Origin of the sequence: Aquamicrobium lusatiense (genome assembly GCF_014201615.1) — a bacterium.
Classification (GTDB): domain Bacteria; phylum Pseudomonadota; class Alphaproteobacteria; order Rhizobiales; family Rhizobiaceae; genus Mesorhizobium; species Mesorhizobium lusatiense.
The window spans coordinates 1,879,442-1,900,186 of record NZ_JACHEU010000001.1 but is presented as its reverse complement, the minus strand read 5'-3'; the positions used below and the strand labels follow the sequence as shown (position 1 = coordinate 1,900,186).

At 62.4% G+C, this 20,745-nt stretch carries 22 protein-coding genes; 9 read left to right on the top strand and 13 right to left on the bottom strand.

Annotated features, from left to right (window positions below):
• Positions 1-17 precede the first annotated feature (17 nt).
• Complete coding sequence (locus tag HNR59_RS09065) at positions 18-812, bottom strand: SOS response-associated peptidase (protein ID WP_183828887.1); 795 nt, start codon at positions 810-812, stop codon at positions 18-20.
• 130 nt (positions 813-942) lie between these two features.
• On the opposite strand from HNR59_RS09065, the gene HNR59_RS09060 reads away from it, so the two are divergent.
• From HNR59_RS09060 to HNR59_RS09035, 6 genes are all read left to right on the top strand, one after another.
• Positions 943-1,392, top strand: a complete 450-nt coding sequence (locus HNR59_RS09060) for an NUDIX hydrolase (protein WP_183828884.1) — start codon at positions 943-945, stop codon at positions 1,390-1,392.
• Positions 1,389-1,766 carry a TIGR02301 family protein gene (locus tag HNR59_RS09055; RefSeq protein ID WP_183828881.1) on the top strand — a complete coding sequence of 126 codons (378 nt, stop codon included), beginning with the start codon at positions 1,389-1,391 and terminating at the stop codon, positions 1,764-1,766. The genes HNR59_RS09060 and HNR59_RS09055 overlap by 4 nt, the downstream gene beginning before the upstream one ends.
• 138 nt (positions 1,767-1,904) lie before the next feature.
• The gene (locus HNR59_RS09050; RefSeq protein ID WP_183828878.1) at positions 1,905-2,162 is read left to right on the top strand and encodes a hypothetical protein; all 258 of its coding nucleotides are present in this window, start codon (positions 1,905-1,907) and stop codon (positions 2,160-2,162) included.
• A gap of 149 nt (positions 2,163-2,311) precedes the next feature.
• Entirely contained in the window at positions 2,312-3,103 is a 792-nt protein-coding gene (locus tag HNR59_RS09045; protein WP_183828875.1) for a hypothetical protein, read from the top strand.
• Positions 3,104-3,224: 121 nt separating this feature from the next.
• Positions 3,225-4,094, top strand: a complete 870-nt coding sequence (gene ygfZ, locus HNR59_RS09040) for a CAF17-like 4Fe-4S cluster assembly/insertion protein YgfZ (RefSeq protein ID WP_183828872.1) — start codon at positions 3,225-3,227, stop codon at positions 4,092-4,094.
• A complete protein-coding gene (locus tag HNR59_RS09035) occupies positions 4,091-4,729 on the top strand; it encodes an HD domain-containing protein (RefSeq protein ID WP_183831474.1) in 639 nt (212 codons plus the stop codon). The genes ygfZ and HNR59_RS09035 overlap by 4 nt, the downstream gene beginning before the upstream one ends.
• On the opposite strand, the gene HNR59_RS09030 is transcribed toward HNR59_RS09035, so the two are convergent.
• From HNR59_RS09030 to rpoZ, 10 genes are all read right to left on the bottom strand, one after another.
• Entirely contained in the window at positions 4,706-5,365 is a 660-nt protein-coding gene (locus HNR59_RS09030; RefSeq protein WP_183828870.1) for a glutathione S-transferase family protein, read from the bottom strand. The two genes, HNR59_RS09035 and HNR59_RS09030, sit on opposite strands and share 24 nt — an antisense overlap.
• A 4-nt stretch (positions 5,366-5,369) precedes the next feature.
• Positions 5,370-8,093, bottom strand: coding sequence for a DUF2339 domain-containing protein (locus HNR59_RS09025; protein ID WP_183828867.1), 2,724 nt, complete (start codon positions 8,091-8,093; stop codon positions 5,370-5,372).
• Positions 8,094-8,146: 53 nt separating this feature from the next.
• On the bottom strand, positions 8,147-8,908 hold the full coding sequence (recO, locus tag HNR59_RS09020; protein WP_183828864.1) for a DNA repair protein RecO: 762 nt from the start codon (positions 8,906-8,908) through the stop codon (positions 8,147-8,149).
• A 46-nt stretch (positions 8,909-8,954) separates the two neighbouring features.
• Positions 8,955-9,869 (bottom strand): GTPase Era, encoded by a 915-nt coding sequence (era, locus tag HNR59_RS09015; protein ID WP_183828861.1) that lies wholly within the window; start codon positions 9,867-9,869, stop codon positions 8,955-8,957.
• The gene (rnc, locus tag HNR59_RS09010; RefSeq protein ID WP_183828858.1) at positions 9,866-10,591 is read right to left on the bottom strand and encodes a ribonuclease III; all 726 of its coding nucleotides are present in this window, start codon (positions 10,589-10,591) and stop codon (positions 9,866-9,868) included. The genes era and rnc overlap by 4 nt, the downstream gene beginning before the upstream one ends.
• Positions 10,592-10,595: 4 nt before the next feature.
• On the bottom strand, positions 10,596-11,345 hold the full coding sequence (lepB, locus tag HNR59_RS09005) for a signal peptidase I (protein WP_183831472.1): 750 nt from the start codon (positions 11,343-11,345) through the stop codon (positions 10,596-10,598).
• A gap of 126 nt (positions 11,346-11,471) precedes the next feature.
• Positions 11,472-11,882, bottom strand: a complete 411-nt coding sequence (gene acpS / locus HNR59_RS09000; protein WP_183828855.1) for a holo-ACP synthase — start codon at positions 11,880-11,882, stop codon at positions 11,472-11,474.
• Between the two features lie 6 nt (positions 11,883-11,888).
• A complete protein-coding gene (gene pyrE / locus HNR59_RS08995) occupies positions 11,889-12,467 on the bottom strand; it encodes an orotate phosphoribosyltransferase (protein ID WP_183828851.1) in 579 nt (192 codons plus the stop codon).
• Positions 12,468-12,506: 39 nt separating this feature from the next.
• Positions 12,507-14,732, bottom strand: a complete 2,226-nt coding sequence (locus tag HNR59_RS08990; RefSeq protein WP_183828848.1) for a RelA/SpoT family protein — start codon at positions 14,730-14,732, stop codon at positions 12,507-12,509.
• A gap of 109 nt (positions 14,733-14,841) precedes the next feature.
• Positions 14,842-15,234 (bottom strand): DNA-directed RNA polymerase subunit omega, encoded by a 393-nt coding sequence (gene rpoZ / locus HNR59_RS08985; RefSeq protein WP_183828845.1) that lies wholly within the window; start codon positions 15,232-15,234, stop codon positions 14,842-14,844.
• Positions 15,235-15,507: 273 nt separating this feature from the next.
• Here rpoZ and HNR59_RS08980 point away from each other — a divergent pair, with 273 nt between their 5' ends.
• Together HNR59_RS08980 and HNR59_RS08975 are read left to right on the top strand one after the other, a co-directional pair.
• The gene (locus HNR59_RS08980) at positions 15,508-16,089 is read left to right on the top strand and encodes a LabA-like NYN domain-containing protein (RefSeq protein WP_183828842.1); all 582 of its coding nucleotides are present in this window, start codon (positions 15,508-15,510) and stop codon (positions 16,087-16,089) included.
• Between the two features lie 11 nt (positions 16,090-16,100).
• Positions 16,101-16,751 carry a uracil-DNA glycosylase gene (locus HNR59_RS08975; protein WP_183828839.1) on the top strand — a complete coding sequence of 217 codons (651 nt, stop codon included), beginning with the start codon at positions 16,101-16,103 and terminating at the stop codon, positions 16,749-16,751.
• 48 nt (positions 16,752-16,799) lie between these two features.
• Here HNR59_RS08975 and smpB read toward each other — a convergent pair whose 3' ends face one another.
• The gene (gene smpB, locus HNR59_RS08970; RefSeq protein WP_183828836.1) at positions 16,800-17,279 is read right to left on the bottom strand and encodes an SsrA-binding protein SmpB; all 480 of its coding nucleotides are present in this window, start codon (positions 17,277-17,279) and stop codon (positions 16,800-16,802) included.
• A 25-nt stretch (positions 17,280-17,304) separates the two neighbouring features.
• On the bottom strand, positions 17,305-18,186 hold the full coding sequence (gene dapA / locus HNR59_RS08965) for a 4-hydroxy-tetrahydrodipicolinate synthase (RefSeq protein ID WP_183828834.1): 882 nt from the start codon (positions 18,184-18,186) through the stop codon (positions 17,305-17,307).
• Positions 18,187-18,397: 211 nt separating this feature from the next.
• On the opposite strand from dapA, the gene cas3 reads away from it, so the two are divergent.
• A complete protein-coding gene (gene cas3, locus HNR59_RS08960) occupies positions 18,398-20,629 on the top strand; it encodes a CRISPR-associated helicase Cas3' (protein WP_246374546.1) in 2,232 nt (743 codons plus the stop codon).
• Positions 20,630-20,745: the final 116 nt, after the last annotated feature.

The window sequence follows — 20,745 nt, the reverse complement described above, 5'->3', positions numbered from 1 at the left end:
GGATTTTTACTATCTGGTCAAAATAATGACATCTGCGCGTCACCCGGCTTCTTGTTGCCGGAGCTCTCCGGACCGGACTTGTCTTTGGAAGAGCTCCCCTGTTCGGGAACAGCTTTCTGCTCTTCGACTGCTTCCTGTATTTCCGGACCCGTATTGCTCACCTTGTTGACAAGACTGGAGACCGGAACAGCTTCGAAGAAATCCGGATCGGCCGGCTTCATCAGATCGGCCACATCCCTCGGTTCCTGTGTGCGGCAATCCAGCCAGCGCGCAAAGTCCTTCTCCCCGATCACGACCGGCATGCGATGGTGAATATGCGCAATTGCCGAATTGGCGGATGTGGTGAGCAAGGCTCCCGTATCGATCTCCGATCCGCCCGGCTCCGAGTAAGGCTCCATCAACGCCGCGAAAGCGACGAGGCCGCCATCGCGCGGGCGCAGCCAGTAAGCCTGCCCCTTACCCGTCCCGGATTGTTTCCACTCATAGAAACCGGAGGCCGGCACCAGAGCGCGCCGATGGCGCATCGCGGTGCGGAACGAGGGTTTTGTGGCCGCCTCCTCCGAGCGGGCATTGATGAGCAGGGGAAAGCCGCGCGTATCCTTCACCCAGGAAGGGATCAGCCCCCAGCGCACCAGCAAAGCCTCGCGATCAGGCAGGTTGGAGCCGGGCGGACGCGTGGGAGCCGCCAGCGCCATCAGGATCGGCTGTGTCGGCGCGATGTTGTAGCGCGCCGGAAAATCGTGCAACTCGCCGACACCGAGAAAAGCGGCGGTCTGGTCGGCGGTTGCTGTCAGCGCAAAGCGCCCGCACATGAATGCACCCTTTTTCTGCTGTACAGCCAAGGTGGGCATGGATCAGGGCGCGTGCAACCGCTAAAGCAGCCACAGGCGCTCCTTCCACAAGAACAGTTCGGCGCAGCTGCAACATGATGACATTGGCGAGATGACGACATTGCCGGAAATCCCAGCCGTATCCGTCGCGCTCGTGCGCGGCGACACCGTGCTGCTGGTGAAGCGCGGCCGGGCGCCCTCGCAGGGTCTCTATGCCTTTCCCGGCGGCAAGCAGGAGCCGGGCGAGACACCGGAGGAGGCTGCGCGCCGCGAACTCGCCGAAGAAACAGCGCTGGAGGGAACCGGCTACAGGCCGGTGCGCACCATCTTCATCGACGGTGCTTCCGACAACCATCCGGTCGACTATCGCCTCACCGTGTTCGCGGCCGCCTATGCGGGTGGCGAAGCGGTGGCGGGCGACGACGCTGCAAGTGCCGCCTTCTATTCGCTGGACGACATGCGCGCCCTGCCGCTGGCCGCTTCGGTGATGGAAGTGGCCGAGGAACTGCTCGCCGGAACCAGGCCGGTGCGCGACATATTGTCCGGCGAGGCAGCATCATGAAACGCCTTGTCCATTCCGTTGCCGTCTGCCTTTCCATGTCGTGCATGCTGGCAGCCACGCCTGCCCCCGCGGCGGAAGCCCCTTTCGAGCCCGGCCTCATGCGCCTTGCCGAAATATTCGGCTCGCTGCATTTCCTGCGCAATCTGTGCGGTGAGGACGGTTCGGAGTGGCGCAACAGCATGGAAAAGCTGCTCGAATCGGAAAATCCCGATCCGGAGCGGCGCGCGCGCTTCATCGCCTCCTTCAACCGGGGCTATCGCAGTTTCGGCGAAACCTACAAAAGCTGCACGCCTTCGGCCATAGCGGCCATCAATCGGTACATGAAGGAAGGTGAGGCGTTGACCCGGGACATCGCCTCGCGCTACGGCAATTAGGAAACCATTAACTTTTCCGGCAAAGCGCCCGCACAAATCCGGGAAGGCATGCTAGAAGTCTTAATGGGACATTAAAGGGACGTTTCAACTTTGATCCTAATTTGAAGGATCGTTGCTTGAACAGGGTGAGTGTTGCGTATGGAACACAGTATCAGTGACATCGACGCCATCGTCAGGGAAGAAAAACGCCTGACCGCCGTCGAAAGCCATAACGAAGCCTGGGCCGAAGGCCTTTCGGCCGGTATCGAGCCTGAGATCATCGCCGAGGCTGCGCTGGAGACCGCATTCTGCGAGATGCTGCGCGCCAATGGCGAGAAGGCGGCGCTGAGCATGCTGGACCGGATGCGTGAAAAGGTGATCGGCGGCGCTTTCGAGCCGCATCGCATGCGTCACTGATACCGCTTCCGAATCGTATCGCGGCCCGAGCCCGCTCCATACGCTTCCCCACAGCGTCTTTATCTGCAAGTCTTGTCCGGAAGCCGATACGGACTTTGACGCAACTGGCGCGGTGGGGCATCATCCGGCTGGACATGGAGATGCGGACCTTGAAACTTCGACTTTCCGGCAAGACCTCTGTGCTCAGGCTTGCCGTATGTGCTCTGGGCTTTTCAGTGCTGACCACCACGGCACTTGTGGCAACGATCCCATCCGCCTTTGCACTCAGCGAGATCAAGCGCGAAGAACTGCCTCCGCCTCTTTCCGCACCAGCCGGTTCGGACGACTCATCGCCCGCGACGGTCCCGATCCCCGATCCCATCCACACCTCCCAGCCGCCATCCGGCGGCGCGGAGAAGCCGGGTGACGCGCAATCGCCGTCACAGGATGGCGAAGATGACGAAGGGCAGGCCGAAAATACGGGAGACACACCCCTGCCGGAGATCATCTACGATCTTCAGCGCCTGCCTGAACCTGTCCGGCGCATGCACGGCCTCATTCTCGAAGCCTGCAAGACCGGCGACATCAACAAGCTGAGGCCGCTGGTCGGCACCGGGGATAGCGGCACACAGCTTTCCCTCACCGAAGTCGAAGGCGATCCGATCGAATTCCTGAAGGGCCTGTCGGGAGACAGCGAGGGCCAGGAAATTCTGGCGATCATGGAAGAGGTGCTGAGCGCCGGCTTCGTGCACACGGAAGCAGGCACGCCGCAGGAACTCTATGTCTGGCCCTATTTCTTCGCCGTGCCGCTCGAAAAGCTGGATCCGCGCCAGCGGGTCGAGCTGTTCAAGATCGTCACCGCCGGCGATTACGAGGACATGCAGCAGTTCGGCGCCTATATCTTCTATCGCCTCGGCATCACGCCGGAGGGACGCTGGGCGTTCTTCGTGGCCGGCGACTGAAGCTTGAGAAAGCCCGCTGCGGCCCCGGAATGGCAGCAGCGGCTCTTCCCCGGCTTGCGGGCGCGCGACGGGAGGACTACCTAGAGGCGACCCTTTGCAGACTCAAGGCTCGTTTCCGTCCATGCCCATCGCCCGTCTTGAAGATCGCGCCGTCATCACCGTCGCCGGCCCCGAAGCAGAGCATTTCCTGCAGAACATCCTCACCGTCGATGTCGAGGCCCTCGCGGACGGCGAGGTCAAACCCGGCGCGCTGCTGACGCCGCAGGGCAAGATTCTGTTCGATTTCCTGATCTCGCGCGCAGGGCCGGATGCGTTCCGGCTCGAATGCCGGGCAGATGTTGCCGCAGACTTCCATCGCCGGCTGCTGATGTACAAGCTGCGCACCAAGGCTGAAATTTCCAAGCCGGAACAATCGGTTGTGACTGTCGCATGGCAAGATGAATCAGCATCTTCAGAGACTGATTCAACGGCACTGCGCGATGCACGCTTTCCGCAAGGCGACGTCATGCGCATCTATGGCGCGGAGCGAGGCTCCGGGGACGGCGGCGATCTTGCCGCATGGCATGCGTTGCGCATCGCCGGCGGAGTGGCGGAAAGCGGCGCAGACTACCAGCTCGGTGACGCCTTCCCACATGACGTGCTGCTCGATCAGATGAGCGGTGTCGGCTTCGGCAAGGGCTGCTATGTGGGGCAGGAAGTGGTGTCGCGCATGCAGCATCGCGGCACGGCGCGGCGGCGCGTCCTGCTCGTTTCGGCCGCTTCCCCCCTGCCCGCACCAGGCACGGAACTTACAGTGGAAGGTAAGCCTGTTGGCGCGCTGGGTTCCGTATCCGGCAAGCAGGGTCTGGCCATTGCCCGGATCGACCGGGTGAAGAGCGCCATCGACAACGGCAGGGACATCCTCGCCGATGGCATTCCGGTCACGCTTGCCATACCCGGCTGGGCGAAATTCACTTTCCCGGAAGGCGCGACTGCCGCGGAGAATGGCTGATGGCCGACCGCGCCGGAGCACCAGCGCGTGCGTGGCAGCGTATGCTCTCCGGCCGCCGGCTCGACCTGCTCGATCCCTCTCCGCTCGATATCGAGATTTCGGACATAGCCCATGGGCTGGCGCGGGTGGCGCGCTGGAACGGCCAGACCATCGGTTCCCACGCCTTTTCAGTGGCCCAGCACTCATTGCTGGTCGAGGCTATCTTCTGCGCTCAGGCCAGGACACCCTCGCCCGAGGCCCGGCTTGCGGCCCTGCTGCACGATGCGCCCGAATATGTGATCGGTGACATGATCTCGCCCTTCAAGTCTGTGGTCGGCGGCGGCTACAAGGAATGCGAGCACCGCCTTCAACGCGCGATCCACCTGCGCTTTTCCCTGCCGGCTGTTCTGCCAGCCGGCCTTGTCAAGGATATCAAGCGCGCCGATCAGGTGGCCGCCTATTTCGAGGCGACGCTGCTTGCCGGCTTTTCGACGGCGGAGGCAGCGCAGTTCTTCGGACGCCCCCGCGGCATCAGCGCCGACAGGTTCGACGTGACGCCACGATCCGTCACCTTCGCGCAGGAAGCATTCCTGAAACGCTTCAGCACGCTGGAAAAGCTGCGCGGCAACGGCTCAGTCGCGGTCAGGCGCGCCTAGCGGGAAGAAGGCGCGGTAGGGGCGCGCCTCGTCTATGGCGCGGGCGAAGGAGGGTCGATCGTTCAGCCGCTGGCGATAGGCGCTTACATTCGCGAACTGATCCGGGATCGGATGCGACCAGTCCGCGTAGAACAGCGCAGGGGCGGCCGCGCAATCTGCAAGGCAGAAATTGTCACCAGCGGCCCATTGCCGGCCGGCCATGTGGCCATCCAGCCAGCCATAGGCCTTTTCCAGCATGCGCTTTGCATCTTCCACGCCCTTCGGGTCGCGCTCGCCGGGCGCGCGCAGCACGTCGAAGACGAGCTTCTGCTGCGGTGTGGAAATGTAGTTGTCGAAGAAGCGGTCCATGAAGCGCACCTCTACGGCAAGCTTCGAATCCTCCGGTATCAGGCGCACCGGACCGGGGTGGAAAACCTGCAGATGCTCGATGATGATGGTGGCCTCATGTATGGGCCTGCCTTCATCCATGAGCATCGGAAACTTCGCCACCGGCCACAGGGATTGCAGCCTTTCCATCGCCGAAGGATTTTCCGGCGACAGCATCACATAGTCGAACGCGGTGCCGTTTTCGTAGAGTGCAATGAGCGCCTTCTGACAGAAGGAGGAAAACGGATGGGCATAGAGTTCGAGAGCCATTGCTTCAGACCTCGCTGCGTCCCGCTGCCGCCGAGCGCGTCAGCAGACGCTGATAGAAAAGGCCGATGCCGATCAGCACCCCGCCAAGCCCGATGAAGGACAGAGCCCGCAGCACACCTTCCAGTTCGGACATATCGAACAGGAATACCTTGAGCACCGCAATCGAAATCAGCGCGGCCGATGCGATGCGCAGCACCTGCGAGCCGAAGCGCACGCCGGCGACCAGCAGAACCACGCCCATTGCCAGCCACAGGGCCGAATAGGAATAGGTTTCCACCTGCTCCATGCCGCTCCACCAGGCAATGTATTCGCCCTTGAACAGGCGGCGCACCGACAGGGTGGCATAGGCGAAGGCAAGCAGCGCGCCGAGCAGCGCCAGCATCGCCGAGTACCATTTGGGGCGCTTGCCGCGCGCATACCAGGCCAGCGCGAAGGCCGCCACGGCCGGCAGCAGATAGGCGAGGAACAGGAGATTGAACACCGGAATGCGCCCGGTCGACTCGTCGGTGACCAGCGGGTTGAGGGCAATGAAATGCTGGCCGCAGATGAACAGCGCCGACACCACGCCGGCCGCCAGCGATCCGATACGCAGGACGGAACTCGGCGAACGCATGTCGAGCGAGATGAGAATGCCGCCGGCGCCAAGCGCGATCAGCGTGTAGATCGCCTGTTCGGCAAGTGTCGGCGCACCGGAGGAGATCACCCCGCCATGCATGGCGTGGCGCACCAGCATGGCCACAGTGAGCAGCGCGAACAGGGCCGAACCAGCCTCCATGATCAGGCGCGGACGCCCCGCAGTGGTGCGGGCAAGCTGCCAGGCCGCGAAGCCGAATGCCAGAGCCGGCACGCCATAGCCGGGCAGCAGCCAGTTGAACACCGGCGTGCGCGACAGGAACTCAGCTCCCACGATGGTCGGATCGAACGCCACGCGAGCCAGCACGGTGACGAGGGCCGCCACGGAAAGCCAGCCCAGCACCGGATAAGAGCGGTGACGTGTGGCCAGAGCCGGCACCACGGCAAAAGCACCGGCCAGCACCGTGGTCATGCCGGAACCGAAGCCCATATGCAGGAACAGCAACGCAGCCGCCGTTGCCCCGGCAAGCGCACAGGAAACCGCCGCGCCGCCAGCCAGCGGCGGCTGTTCAGCCCGCGCCAGCCATTCTGCGGCCGCCACAAAGCCAATGCACAGGAGCAAGGCCACGCCAGCGCGCAGATAATCCTGATCGATGTTGCCGAATGTCACCCACGACGACACCAGAAGCATCAGCGGCACGCTCACGGCCCAGAAGACCCATGTTGCGGACAACCATGGCGATCGCAGCAGATGGCGGCGCGCGGCAACAAAACCCGCAGCCAGGAACAGCAGCCCGAGGAACAGGCTGACCGGCAGGGTCAAGCCGCCCCGCACCATTCGCGCCACCCCGTCGATCATGACCGGACCTGCAGACCATCCGGCATAGAGGTCGAAGACCGGCATCATCTGAATGGAAGCAAGCACCGTGACGATACCGGCGGCATGAAGGGTGGCGACAGAGGCCGGACGCCAGAACGCGGCCACCAGCATCATCGCCACGATGAATGCCGGCTGCCACGGGCTGGCACTGGCAAGAACGAACATGAAAAGAGCGGTCACGCCGGTAAAGAAGGCCGGAATGATCGACACCAGGTCCGCTTTCTCATCTTCGTCCGCCGGCCCGGAAAGCCATATGAAGACCAGCACGGCAAGGACAACCGCGCTGAACACGGTGACGACCATGGGGGCCTGTACCGGGACGGTTCCAAGGTAGAGCAACGTCCAGATGCCTGTGCCGACGAAAACCGCCGAGATGAGGAAGCGCCATCGGCGCATGCGCGCGATGATGGCGGCCGCAACCAGAACGATTGCCAGATAGCCGAACAGCGCCCAGGCGTTGGGCGACTGGCTGGACACCAGAGCAGGCGTCGCCAGCGCGCCGAGCAGTCCGATGCCGGCAAGCGCCTGTCCGTGGACGAGCGCCGCGACTATGGTTGCGACCGCGATAATTCCCAGCAGGAAGAAGGCGCTTGCCGCCCCGAGGAAGCCATAGACGGCATGGGCGGCAAACACCGCGCCGAACAGAGTGAATGCGCCGGCGGCAGTCAGGATCGCCGGTATATAGGCAGCGGCAGCGCCGGCCACCGGCACCTTCCAGCCCCGGCGGCGCACGAATTCGCCCGCCGCGACGAGCAGCATGCCGAACAGGGCTGCCATGGTGAGGCGCACGCGGGGACCGAATATGCCGGCCTCGATGGTGTAGCGCACCAGGAACAGCCCGCCGAGCGCCAGCGCGACACCACCGACCCAGACGGCCCAGCGCGTGCCGAGCGCGGTTTCTATGTCGCGTCTGGCCTTTTCCGGTACCGGCGCGGTGGCAATTTCCGGTACCGGCGCGGTGGCAATTTCCTCTGCCTCGACTTTCGCCGCCACGGCCGTCTTTCCCCACGGTCCATCGGCGTCTTCGATGGCATCGTCCGTTTCGGGAGGAGCTGCCTCCCCTGCCTCAACCGGCTCTTTCGCCGAAAGCGGTTCAGCAAGCTCTGAAATGGAAGGCGTGCTGGCTGCCTCCACGGCGGCAACGACCGGCCGGGCACCTTCCTCATAAGACTTACGCAGTGCAACGAGGTCCGCCTCGACGCGGTTCAGCCGCTTCTGCTGTCTCGCGGCGATCACGAAGAGAACGATGACGGCAATTATTGCAAGCTCGTACATGAGCGCCCCTTAGTTCGGTGAGGTGCCGCCACGGACGATATGCCGTGCGGACCTCATGCGGCTGTGCCTCCGTCCAGCGCCCTTGCGGCGGAGTAATACCGGCGCAGCGCCGTCAGGAAACCGGCACGCGCATCGGGGGGCTCGATGCCGCGCGGTTCATAGACATGGCGGTTGAGGAAATACGATGAAAGACGAAAGGCGTCTTCGAGGGCTGCCTCGTCGGCACGGCAGCCCGGCCCCTGCTCGAGAAAGGCGGGCAGCGCCAGCATCCTGTCGTGCCAGGGCCGGCCCGCCTCCCGCGACACCGCCCGACCTGATTTCGGCGAGACATAGACGAGCTCCGTGCGCGCGCCGGTGGCCGCGCATTCGCTCAGATCGAGGCCGAAGCCCAGTTCCTCCAGCACCATAAGCTCGAACCTTGCGAGAAGCTCGCCCGCGGCCTCGGGGTCGGCAAGATGCTCGACCATGACCATGAGCGCCTCGTAGAGCATGCCATGGGAATCCCGCTCCGGCAGCAGGCGCAGATGCGCGGCGACAAGCTGGATTCCGTAGACAGCCACGGCGCTGTCCATCAGCCGCGCCGCATTCATTTCCAGAGCCTCGGCCTGAAATGTGCCCAGATGCTCGTCAAGCCGCGCGCGCCAGATCAGGTCGACGCGGTTGCCGGGCTGGAGAACCGGCTGCAGCCGGCGCGAGCGCCCGCCGCGCACCATGCCCATGTGCCGGCCGTGCGTGCGCGTCATCACTTCGAGGATGACGCTGGTTTCGCCATGCCTGCGGGTTCCGAGAATGATTCCCTCGTCTCTCCATTCCATGGCAGGAGCTTTTCACCGCTTCATCAGCGAAATCAAGCGCAGCCCGTCAATGCGGGAAATCCAGACCCATTTCACGGTAGCGCTCGGGATCGTCGCCCCAGTTCTCGCGCACCTTCACGAACAGGAACAGGTGCACCTTCTGATCGAGGATTTCGCCGATCTCCTTGCGCGAACTTTCGCCGATCGCGCGGATGGTTTCGCCCTTGTGACCGAGAACGATCTTCTTCTGGCTGTCGCGCTCGACATAGATCACCTGCTCGATGCGCACCGAGCCGTCCTTCTTCTCCTCCCACCTCTCCGTCTCGACGTGAGAGGAATAGGGAAGCTCCTGATGCAGGCGCAGATAGAGCTTTTCGCGGGTGATCTCGGCGGCAAGCTGGCGCATCGGCAGATCCGAAATCTGGTCTTCCGGGTAATACCAGGGCCCGGCCGGCAGCTTTTCAGCCAGATAGTCGAGCAGATCCTCACAGCCGGAGCCGGTGAGCGCGGAAACCATGAAGGTGCGCTCGAAGGCTACTCGTTCATTCGCAGCGGAGGCCAGCGCCAGCAGGTTCTCCCGCTTGACGCGGTCGACCTTGTTGAGCACCAGAATTTTCGGCTGGCGCACATCGGCCAGACGATCGAGCAGCGCATCGGCGTCGCCCTTGATGCCGCGTTCGGCATCGATCAGCACCAGCACGACATCGGCATCCTTCGCCCCGCCCCATGCAGTTGTGACCATCGCCGTATCCAGCCGCCGGCGCGGCTTGAAGATGCCGGGCGTGTCGATGAACACGATCTGCGCGGCATGATGGGTGGCGATGCCGCGCACCAGAGCGCGCGTCGTCTGCACCTTATGCGTGACAATCGACACCTTGGTGCCGACAAGCTGGTTTACGAGCGTGGACTTGCCGGCATTCGGCGCGCCGATCAGCGCCACAAAACCGGAGCGGGTGGCGGGCACATTCTCAGTTTCGCTCATGCTGCATGTCCTTCATCAGCCCACACTCCTTCGCGCACCAGCAAGGCGGTGGCGGCCGCCTGCTCGGCTTCGCGCTTCGACCGGCCCCGTCCCTGCGCCGGGGCAAATTTGCCGACCGCGACACTGACGGTGAACACCGGATCGTGATCCGGCCCCTCGCGACCTTCCACCTTGTAGGATGGCGTGGCCGATGCGGCCTGATGGGCCCATTCCTGCAATTCCGTCTTGGGATCGCGCTTCGCTCTGGCCATGGCCTGAGACCGCGGCTTCCAATAGCGATGAATGAAGGCGCGCGCGGCCTCCAGCCCGCCATCGAGATAAAGAACCGCGATCAGCGATTCCAGCGCATCCGCGCGCAGATTGACGCGCTTGCGCTCGGCCAGATTGCGCACATCGGCACCCGCGCGGATCAGCTCGGTGAGACCGATTTCCTCGGCGATTTCGGAAAGCGCCTCGGCATTGACCAGCGCATTCAGACGCAGGGAAAGCTCGCCTTCCACGGCGTCGGGATAGGCGGCAAGCAGCATGTCGGCCACCACCAGCCCCAGCACCCGGTCGCCGAGAAATTCAAAGCGCTCGTAGTCGAGCCCCGCATGGGCACTGCGGGCGCTGGCATGGGTCAGCGCCCGTTGCAGACGCTGCTGGTCGCGGAATGTGTGGCCGGTTCGCTCCCGAACCGCTTCGGCAAGCTGTTCGGCGGTCAACCTCTTGGGGGCAGCCATGGAACTAGCGGATGAAATCGAACAGGCGGCCGAAACGCACCTCGCTCGGCCACTTCCAGATTTCCAGCGGGCTGGCGCCCCCGGCAATCGAGAAGAAGATGATGTTGGCGCGGCCGACCAGATGGTCATAGGGCACGAAGCCGACGCTGAAGCGGCTGTCGGCGGAATTGTCGCGGTTGTCGCCCAGCATGAAATAATGGCCATCGGGCACGATGAACTCGCGCGTATCGTCGCCGATGCCGTTGGGCGTCAGGTCGAGCGTGTCGAAGCTCACGCCGTTGGGCAGCGTCTCGCGGTAAACGTCAACCGGACGGGAAACTTCCGTAATGTCGGGATTGTCGATCTGGCCGACCTTCTCGCGCGGCACCGCGACGTCGTTGATGAAGACCTGGCCGCCGCGCATCTGTACCTTGTCGCCCGGAAGGCCGATGACGCGCTTGATGTAATCAACCGAGGGGTTCGGCGGAAACTTGAACACCACAACATCGCCGCGCTCCGGCTCGCCGCCCCAGATGCGGCCGGAGAACAGGTTCGGCGAGAGCGGCAGCGAATAGCGCGAATAGCCGTAAGCCCATTTGGTGACGAACAGGTAATCGCCTTCCAGCAGGGTCGGGCGCATGGAGCCGGACGGAATGGAGAAAGGCTGGAACAGCAGGGTGCGGATGACGAACGCGAGAAGAAGCGCCTGGACGATGACGCTGAAGGTTTCGCCAAGTCCGCCCGATTTCTTCTGGGATTTATCCGCCACGCTCATGTCGTCCTCGTTCATGCGTTGGTTCTATAAGCGTTGAACGCGCCGGGGGCAACGCCCGGATAAAACGCAAGCTGGCGGTGAGGCACGATCAATGTGGCGTTATGGCGGCGAACCGTGCGCCCCGCCTTAGAGCTCCTGCCCCGCCGGCAACGCCTCGATGATCACGAAAGCCTGAGCGAGCGGATAGTCGTCAGTTATGGTCAGGTGGATGGATGCCTCATGTCCGGGCGGCAGCATCTTCGTCAGTTGCACGGCCGCACCGCCGGTCAGCGCCATGGTCGGCTTGCCACCGGGCAGGTTCACCACGCCCATGTCGCGCCAGAACACGCCATGGGAAATGCCCGTGCCCAGCGCCTTGGCGCAAGCCTCCTTGGCAGCGAAGCGCTTGGCGTAGGAGGCCGCCCGGCCGCGCCGGGCCTCGGAGCGGGCCTGCTCGATATCAGTGTATACACGCTGAATGAAGCGCTCGCCGAAACGTTCGAGCGACTTCTCCACCCGGCGGATATCGATCAGGTCGCTGCCGATGCCGATGATCATGGCGTATCAGATGTTGCGGCTGCCGGGCTTCACCGCGGGAATGGCGGCAAGCTCGGGAGGCAGCGCATCGGCCGGATAGGCCGGCACCTCATATTCGGCCAGCGCGATCAGCGGCACGCCGACATCGGTCTTGCCGGCCGAACGGTCGATGATGCAGGCGGCGGCCACGACCTCGGCCCCCAGATCGCGCAGGCAGGCGATGGTTTCGCGGATCGACAGGCCGGTGGTGACGATGTCCTCCACGATGACGACGCGCGCGCCCTTCTCCAACTCGAAGCGGCGCAGCCTGAACACGCCCTGCTCGCGCTCCACCCAGACGGCAGGCACGCCAAGATGGCGCGAAGTCTCATATGCCGGGATCAGACCGCCGATTGCGGGGCCGACAACATAGTCGATCCTGCCGTCGACCTCGGCGCGGATACGGTCCGCCAGCGCCCTGCACAGCTTCTCGGTCTTGTCGGCATGCATGAACACGCGCGCCTTCTGCAGGAAGACTGGGCTTCTCAGACCCGAGGTGAGAATGAAATGGCCCTCCAGCACGGCGCCGGCGGAGCGGAAAACATCAAGCACTTCGGCAGTATTCATCTGGTCTCGAATTCCGTTTCAGACAGGTTGCTGCAGCGGTCAGCCATTCACCCGGCGCGCGGTGCTGACGCTGCCATTCTCCTTGAGCTGCGACAGCAGCCGGTTCAGATGCTTCACGTCCCACACTTCGATGTCGATCAGCATCTCGGTGAAGTCGGGTGCGGTGCGAACCATCGACAGCGTATGGATGTTGGCGTCGTTCGATGCAACCACCTGCGCGATATCGGCAAGCGAACCCGGTGCATTGATGGCCGTGACCGAGATGCGGGCGGGGAAACGCTCGCGGTTGTTCTCGTCGATATCCCAGCGCACGTCGATCCAGCGTTCGGGCTGATCGTCAAAGGCGGTCAGTGACGGCGACTGGATCGGATAGATGGTGATGCCCGCTCCGGGCTGGATGATGCCGACGATGCGATCGCCGGGCACCGCGCCTTCCGGCGCAAAGGTCACCGGCAGATCGCCGCGCACGCCCCGGATCGGCAGAGCATCATCCTTTGGCTGGCTCTTGCCCTTGCGGGAAGAACGCCCCGGCATCTGGAAAATCATGCCGGCGGCGTTGCGGATACGGGACCAGCCTTCCTCGCGCTGCTTCGGGACCGGCGTGGTGACACGCTCGTCCTTGTAGTCGGGGAACACCGCCTTGATGACATCGGCCGAGGACAGCTCGCCGCGCCCCACCGACGAGAGCACGTCTTCGATATCCTTGCGCGCCAGCCGCGGCAGCACCGGCTTCAGGCTCTCCTTGGTGAAAGGCTTGCCGGTGCGCTCGAAGGCGCGCTCGAGAATGCGCATGCCAAGGCCGGAATACTGTTTGCGAATGGCGTTCTTGGTCGCGCGGCGAATGGCGGAACGCGCCTTGCCGGTGACGACGATAGATTCCCACGCCGCCGGCGGCACCTGCGCCTTGGAGCGGATGATCTCGACCTCGTCGCCGTTCTTCAGCTCGGTCATCAGAGGCATGATGCGGCCATTGACCTTGGCGCCGACGCAGCTGTCGCCGACATCAGTATGCACCGCATAGGCGAAATCGATAGGCGTCGCACCGCGCGGCAAAGCGATGACCATGCCCTTTGGCGTAAAGCAGAACACCTGATCCTGAAACAACTCCAGCTTGGTGTTCTCAAGAAAATCTTCGGGATTGTCGCCTTCCGAAAGCTGCTCGATGGTACGCCGCAGCCAGGCATAGGCGCTGGTTTCGCTGGAAACGTCACGCCCCGCCCCGTTCTTCGAGGTTCCATCCTTGTAGATGGAGTGCGCGGCCACGCCGTACTCCGCCACTTCGTTCATGGAGAGCGTGCGGATCTGCAATTCGACACGCTGGCGCGACGGCCCCACGATCGTGGTGTGGATCGACTGGTAGCCGTTCTGCTTGGGCGTCGAAATGTAATCCTTGAAGCGGCCGGGCACCATCGACCATGTGGTGTGGATGGCACCCAGCGCCAGATAGCAATCCTCGATCTTGTCCACCACGACGCGGAAGCCGAATATGTCGGAGAGCTGCTCGAAGGACAGCGCCTTGGTTTCCATCTTGCGGAAGACGGACCACGGCTTCTTCTGACGGCTGGTGACTTCAGCCTTGATGTCATATTTCCCGAACAGTTCCGACAGCGCCTTTTCGATGTCGGACAGAACACCTTTGGCCCGCTCCGAAATCTCGGCCAGCCGCTGGGTGACCATGCGGTGCGCTTCAGGATTGATGTAGCGGAAGGCCAGTTCTTCCAGCTCTTCGCGCATTTCCTGCATGCCCATGCGTCCGGCCAGCGGCGCATAGATCTCCATCGTTTCCTCGGCGATGCGCAGGCGCTTGTCCTCGCGCATGTGGCCAAGGGTGCGCATATTGTGGAGCCGGTCAGCCAGCTTGACCAGAAGAACGCGCACGTCCTCCGAAATAGCCAGCAAAAGCTTGCGCAGGTTTTCCGCCTGCTCAGCCTTCTTGGAAACCAGATCGAGTTTCTTGAGCTTGGTCAGCCCCTCGACGAGCTTGCCCATTTCGGGGCCGAACAGTTCGTCGATCTCGGCGCGGGTGGCAGTGGTATCCTCGATCGTGTCATGCAGGAGAGCGACGGCAATGGTCGCCTCGTCAAGCCGCATGTCGGTGAGAATCGCGGCAACTTCGAGAGGATGCGAAAAGTAGGGATCGCCCGAAGCGCGCTTCTGGTGGCCATGCTTCTGCATGGCGTAAACATAGGCCTTGTTGAGCAGAGCCTCATTGACGTCCGGCTTGTAGCGCTGGACGCGCTCGACAAGCTCATACTGACGCATCATGGGCGCACTCTCGCAACAAAAAATAAAACATGCGCCGCGAACACCGCGACGCATGTCATAGATAACTGCGAATAAGCGCCGGCGAAAGAGCCGGTCTCGCCTCTAAGGGTCAGAAATCGTCGCTTTTTTCCGGTGCGACAAGGCCTTCGATGCCAGCCAGCAGATCCTCTTCCGACATGCGGTCGAACGTGATGTTCTCTTCCGGCTCGTCGGCAGCCTCTGCGAGAAGCTCGCCCGTCTGAACTGCGACGGCCTCGGCCTCCGGCTCGTCGACCTCGACATGCTTCTGAAGCGAGTGGATCAGATCTTCCTTGAGGTCGCCCGGCGAAAGGGTTTCCTCGGCGATTTCGCGCAGCGCAACGACGGGGTTCTTGTCGTTGTCGCGCGGAACGGTGATCTGCGCGCCCTGGCTGATCAGGCGGGCACGATGACCGGCCAACAGGACCAGCTCAAAGCGGTTATCGACCTTGTCGATGCAATCTTCAACGGTGACGCGGGCCATTGGATGCCCCTTTCATGCGAAGGATTTGACGGAAAACAGGCGCGCTCATTAACCCGGATGCCGGAAAAACACAAGCCATGCCCTTGAACGCTGCAACGCAGGTGCCACAAACTTGTGAGCAATTTATACGGAAACAGCATTGGACTGCCACGAAGCTGACGCTATTTGGAGGAATAGCTCTTTTGGATGGGCAGGGGCTCGGGCGTATCGTTGAAAGATGCAGTCGATGCTTGTTTCATCTTCTTTTTTATATTTGCCACAAGGATATTTTCCATGTTCGATCCTCGGGAGAAGATTGCTCTCTTCATCGACGGAGCAAATCTTTACGCAACATCGCGTTCACTCGGCTTCGATATAGATTATCGCAAATTACTGTCGAGCTTCCAGAAACGCGGATATCTTCTTCGCGCCTACTATTACACCGCGCTGGTAGAAGATCAGGAATATTCGTCGATCCGCCCGCTGATCGACTGGCTGGATTACAATGGCTACAAGGTCGTCACCAAACCGGCCAAGGAATTCACCGATGCGGCGGGACGCCGCAAGATCAAGGGCAATATGGACATCGAGCTTACCGTCGATGCCCTCGAGCTTGCCGATGTGGTCGATCACTATGTGATCTTCTCCGGTGACGGCGATTTCCGCACGCTCGTTGAAGCGCTGCAGCGGCGCGGACGCAAGGTTTCCGTCGTCTCCACCATGGCATCCCAGCCCTCGATGATCTCCGACGAACTTCGCCGGCAGGCCGATCATTTCATCGACCTTATGACGCTGAAGAGCGAGGTCGGCAGAGAACAGGCGGTTCGCCGCGCTGAACTTGCTCATACCGACGAGGATGAGGAAGACGACGACTGAGCGTGGCGACAATGCTGGCTGTGACCGATCCGGACCGCAACTGTCCGCTGTGCCCCCGTCTTCATGATTTCATCACAGAATGGCGCGCGCGGGAACCAGACTGGTTCAACGCTCCCGTACCGCCGTTCCTGCCCCCGCAGGGGCGGGAAGCGGTGCGCTTTCTCATTGTCGGGCTTGCTCCCGGCCTGCGCGGTGCCAACCGCACGGGGCGCCCCTTCACCGGCGACTATGCCGGCGATCTTCTCTATTCCACGCTGATCCGATTCGGCATGGCCCGCGGCCGTTTCGAAGCAAGGCCCGACGACAGCCTGCAACTGATCGATACGGCGATCGTCAATGCCGTGCGCTGCGTGCCGCCGCAGAACAAGCCGACGGGTCCCGAAATCTCCACCTGCCGCAGCTTTCTCATTCCCACCATCGAAAGCTTTCCGAACCTCAGTGCCGTGCTGGCGCTGGGCTCCATCGCCCATCAGTCGATGGTGCGCACACTGGGCGGCCGGGTGGCGGCGCATCCGTTCAAGCATGGCGGACGCCACGAGATCGCGGGCCTTACCTTGTTCTCAAGCTATCACTGCTCGCGCTACAACACCAATACAGGTGTGCTGACGGAAGACATGTTCGTCAGCGTATTCAGCGATATAGCCGCATTTCTGGGCAAATAGATTCAAAGCCGCAGGGACCGGCGGGCTGAGTATTGGCTGCCCTGCGGCTCAGCCCCGCTCCTTGAGCAGACGGCCCTTCTCGCGATTCCAGTCGCGCTGTTTTTCGGTCTCGCGCTTGTCGTGCAGCTTCTTGCCGCGCGCCACGGCGAGCAGCAGTTTGGCGCGGCCGCGATCGTTGAAGTAGATTTTCAGCGGCACCAGCGTCATGCCTTCGCGCTCGACGCTCTGGGCCAGCCGTGCCAGTTCCCGCTTCGACACCAGCAGCTTGCGGCGGCGGCGTGGCTCATGGTTGAAGCGATTGGCCTGCAGATATTCCGGCAGGTAGGAATTGATGAGCCACAGCTCCCCACCCTCCACCGAGGCGTAGGATTCCTGGATGTTCGCCTGGCCGCCGCGCAGCGACTTCACCTCGGTGCCGCTCAGAACCAGTCCGGTTTCGAGCGTATCGAGCACCTCATAGGAGAAGCGCGCCTTGCGGTTTTCCGCGGCGACCTTGTTGTTGGGATCTGCTTTCCGGTTCTGGCTCATAATGCGCACAGATGGCGCATCGGCCTCAGTTTATCAAGCCGGCGCTTTTCATTGCCGCCTCGATCTTCGCTTCGGTTTCCGGCTCGGCCGTCACCAGCGGGGAGCGGACGACGTTGGAGATCCGGCCAAGCCGCGACAGCGCATATTTCGCTCCGGCCACGCCGGTGTCGACGAAGATCGCCTTGTGCAGCGGCAAAAGCCGGTCCTGCAATTCCAGCGCTCGCGCGCTGTCGCCGGAAAGCGTGGCCTGCTGGAACTCGGCGCACAGGCGCGGCGCGACATTGGAGGTGACGGATATGCAGCCGACGCCCCCATGCGCGTTGAAGCCAAGCGCCGAGGCATCCTCGCCCGAAAGCTGGATGAAATCCTTGCCGCAGGTGGCGCGCTGCTCCGAGACGCGCTCGACCTTGCCGGTCGCGTCCTTCACCCCGGCGATGTTCGGGAAATTATGCGCCAGACGACCCATAGTTTCCGGCGTCATGTCGATGACCGAGCGCGGCGGAATGTTGTAGATGATGATCGGCAGGCTGGTCGCCCGCGCCACAGCCGCGAAATGCTCGTAGAGCCCGCGCTGCGTGGGCTTGTTGTAATAGGGCGTGACCACCAGAACGGCATCCGCACCGACGCTTTCGGCATGGCTGGCCAATCCGATGGCTTCCTTCGTGTTATTCGATCCGGCTCCGGCAACGACAGGCACCCGCCCCTTCGCCACCTCGACGCAGACCTCGACCACACGCCGATGTTCGTCATGCGAGAGCGTGGGCGACTCGCCCGTGGTGCCGACCGGCACGAGACCCGTCGTTCCTTCCGCTATCTGCCACTCAACAAGGTTGCGAAAGGCTTTCTCGTCGAAACGCCCGTCCTGATCGAACGGCGTAACGAGCGCGGTAAGCGAGCCTCTCAGCATTATGTCCAACTCCATGAACCCTGTACGGGGAACCTTGTAAGGGCGAAATGCCGGCTTCTAGCGCAAAGCCGCGCAGCGCACCATAGGACAAGTTCAGGAATTTGGCGCTACCAGGCGATCACGTTCATTCTGGCTTGTCGCTCGCAGGCGGCATCGTGAATAATGCAACCTGAAATTGATGCCCAGCGCAGCAGACTTCGTTGAAGGGGGGATGATGACGGGACCATATTACGCGCATTCGGGCACGAAAGACCACCGCAGTGACTGGCAGACGCTTGAAGATCACCATGAGGCGTGCAGCGAGCTGGCCGAAGCGCGCGGCGCGCCTCTCGGCCTTGGCGCCGCAGCAGCGCTGGCAGCCCGGTTTCACGATTTCGGCAAGTACACGCCGGAGTTCGACCGCGTGCTGCGAGGCGAGAAAGTTGAAGTCACCCACTCTACTGCAGGCGCGCGCCTGCTGCTCGACCGGGTTCCAAAGCCCATGCGCCTTGTGGCCGAGGCGCTGGCTTATACCATACTTGGCCATCATGCCGGACTTCCGGACCGCCACGGCGCCTCCGCCGCATGTTTTGAACATCGCGTCAAAACCGACAAGGATCGGATCTCGAAGGACATTATCGAGGCTCAGAGGCCAGACTTCGAGCCCGCAGCACGGGAGCTCATGGCACGCATGAGGCCGGCGCATGCCGGCTTCGACTTCTCCGTCGCCGTCCGCATGATCTTCTCATGTCTCGTGGATGCCGATTTCCGCGATACGGAAGGCTTTTATGACAAAATCGAGAATCGCCAGCATGATCGCGCGTGGCCGACTTTCGGTGACATCCTGCCCGATCTGACCGCCGCTTTCGATGCGCATATGTCCGGTTTCTCCGGCGAAGGCCGCCTCAACCGTCTGCGCGGAGAGATTCTTTCCCATGTCCGGGCACAGGCAGCGCTTGCCCCCGGCCTGTTCACCCTGACCGTGCCCACCGGAGGCGGCAAGACGCTGGCATCCATGGGCTTCGCGCTGGATCACGCCGCCCGGCACGGACACCGTCGCATCATCTACGCAATTCCCTACACTTCGATCATCGACCAAACGGCGGACATTTTCCGCGGAATCTTTCGCGATACCGTGTTGGAGCACCACGCTTCGATCGAAGAGGAAAAATACGGCTCCGAACAACGCGACAGGCTACGCCTCGCCATGGAGGATTGGGCGGCACCGATTATCGTGACCACCAATGTGCAGCTGTTTGAAAGCCTGTTTGCCGCCCGTCCCTCGCGCTGCCGCAAGCTGCACAACATAGCCGGTTCCATCATCGTTCTGGACGAGGCTCAATGCCTGCCACGCAAGCTGCTTTTGCCGGCGCTGCGCATGCTCGACACACTGGCCACGCACTATGGCTGCACCATCGTCTTCTGCACGGCGACCCAGCCGGCATTCGACAGCAAACAGCTCAAAGAAGGCGTGCTCTCGCTGGCGGGGAGAGAACTCGCACCGAATCCCGACCGGCTGGCCCGCGAGCTTCGCCGCGCCACCATCAGGCGCGGCGGCGAGATGAGCGACGAAGCGCTGATCGAGGCGATGCGAAATGAATCGCAAGGGCTGGTTGTCGTCAACAGCCGCAAACATGCGCTGCAACTCTATCAGACCGCGCGCGCAGAAGAACTGGAGGGCGCTGTGCATCTGACCACACGCCAGTATCCAGTTCACCGGAGGCGCATCCTCGAGGAGGTCAGGCGACGGCTGCAAGCTGGCGAACCTTGCCGGCTGATCGCCACCAGCCTGATCGAGGCGGGTGTAGATGTCGATTTCCCTGTCGGCTGGCGGGCCGAAGCGGGGCTCGCTTCCTGTGTGCAGACGGCAGGCCGCATCAACCGCGAAGGCAGGCGGCGGGTGGAAGAAAGCACGCTGACCCTGTTCTCCGCGCCTGATCACCAACCGCCGCGGGAAATAGAGGCGCTCGCCGAAGCGATGCGCAGCACCGCGGAGCGCTTTCACAATCTGCTTTCACCCGAAGCCATCCGCGACTGGTTCGAGGAGGTCTACTTCAAGCAATCGGCCGAACGCCTTGGAAAGAAGATGGTCACGGACTTTCTGATCACGCCCGGCGGAACGGATTTTCCATTCCGCAGGATCGCGAATGATTTCCGAATGATCGACAGCGCCATGGTCCCGGTCATCATCGCGATCGAGGAAGAGGCGCAGAGCCAGGTTAGACAGCTTTCGGTGCCCCAAATTTCCTCAGGCACCCTCGCCCGCGCCCTGCAAGCCTATACGGTCCAGATACCGCAGAGGGACCGGACGCTGCTGATCGCCAACGGCCACGCCAGCTTCCATGCGAAGGCGCAGCGCGGCGATCAGTTCTGCGTGCTCGACAATGAACGGCTTTACCGGGAGGACGTCGGGCTGATGTGGGAAAACGCACCTTATCTGGGCATTGAGGGCGGCATTATATGATTGAAAAGCAAGTTCAGGAAAATCCCGAACCGGTCTCATCCTCAACTGCCCACGGAAACAACGCACCTTCAAAATCCGTTGCCAGAAGACTTTTATCGGATAAGTTGCATTCAGGT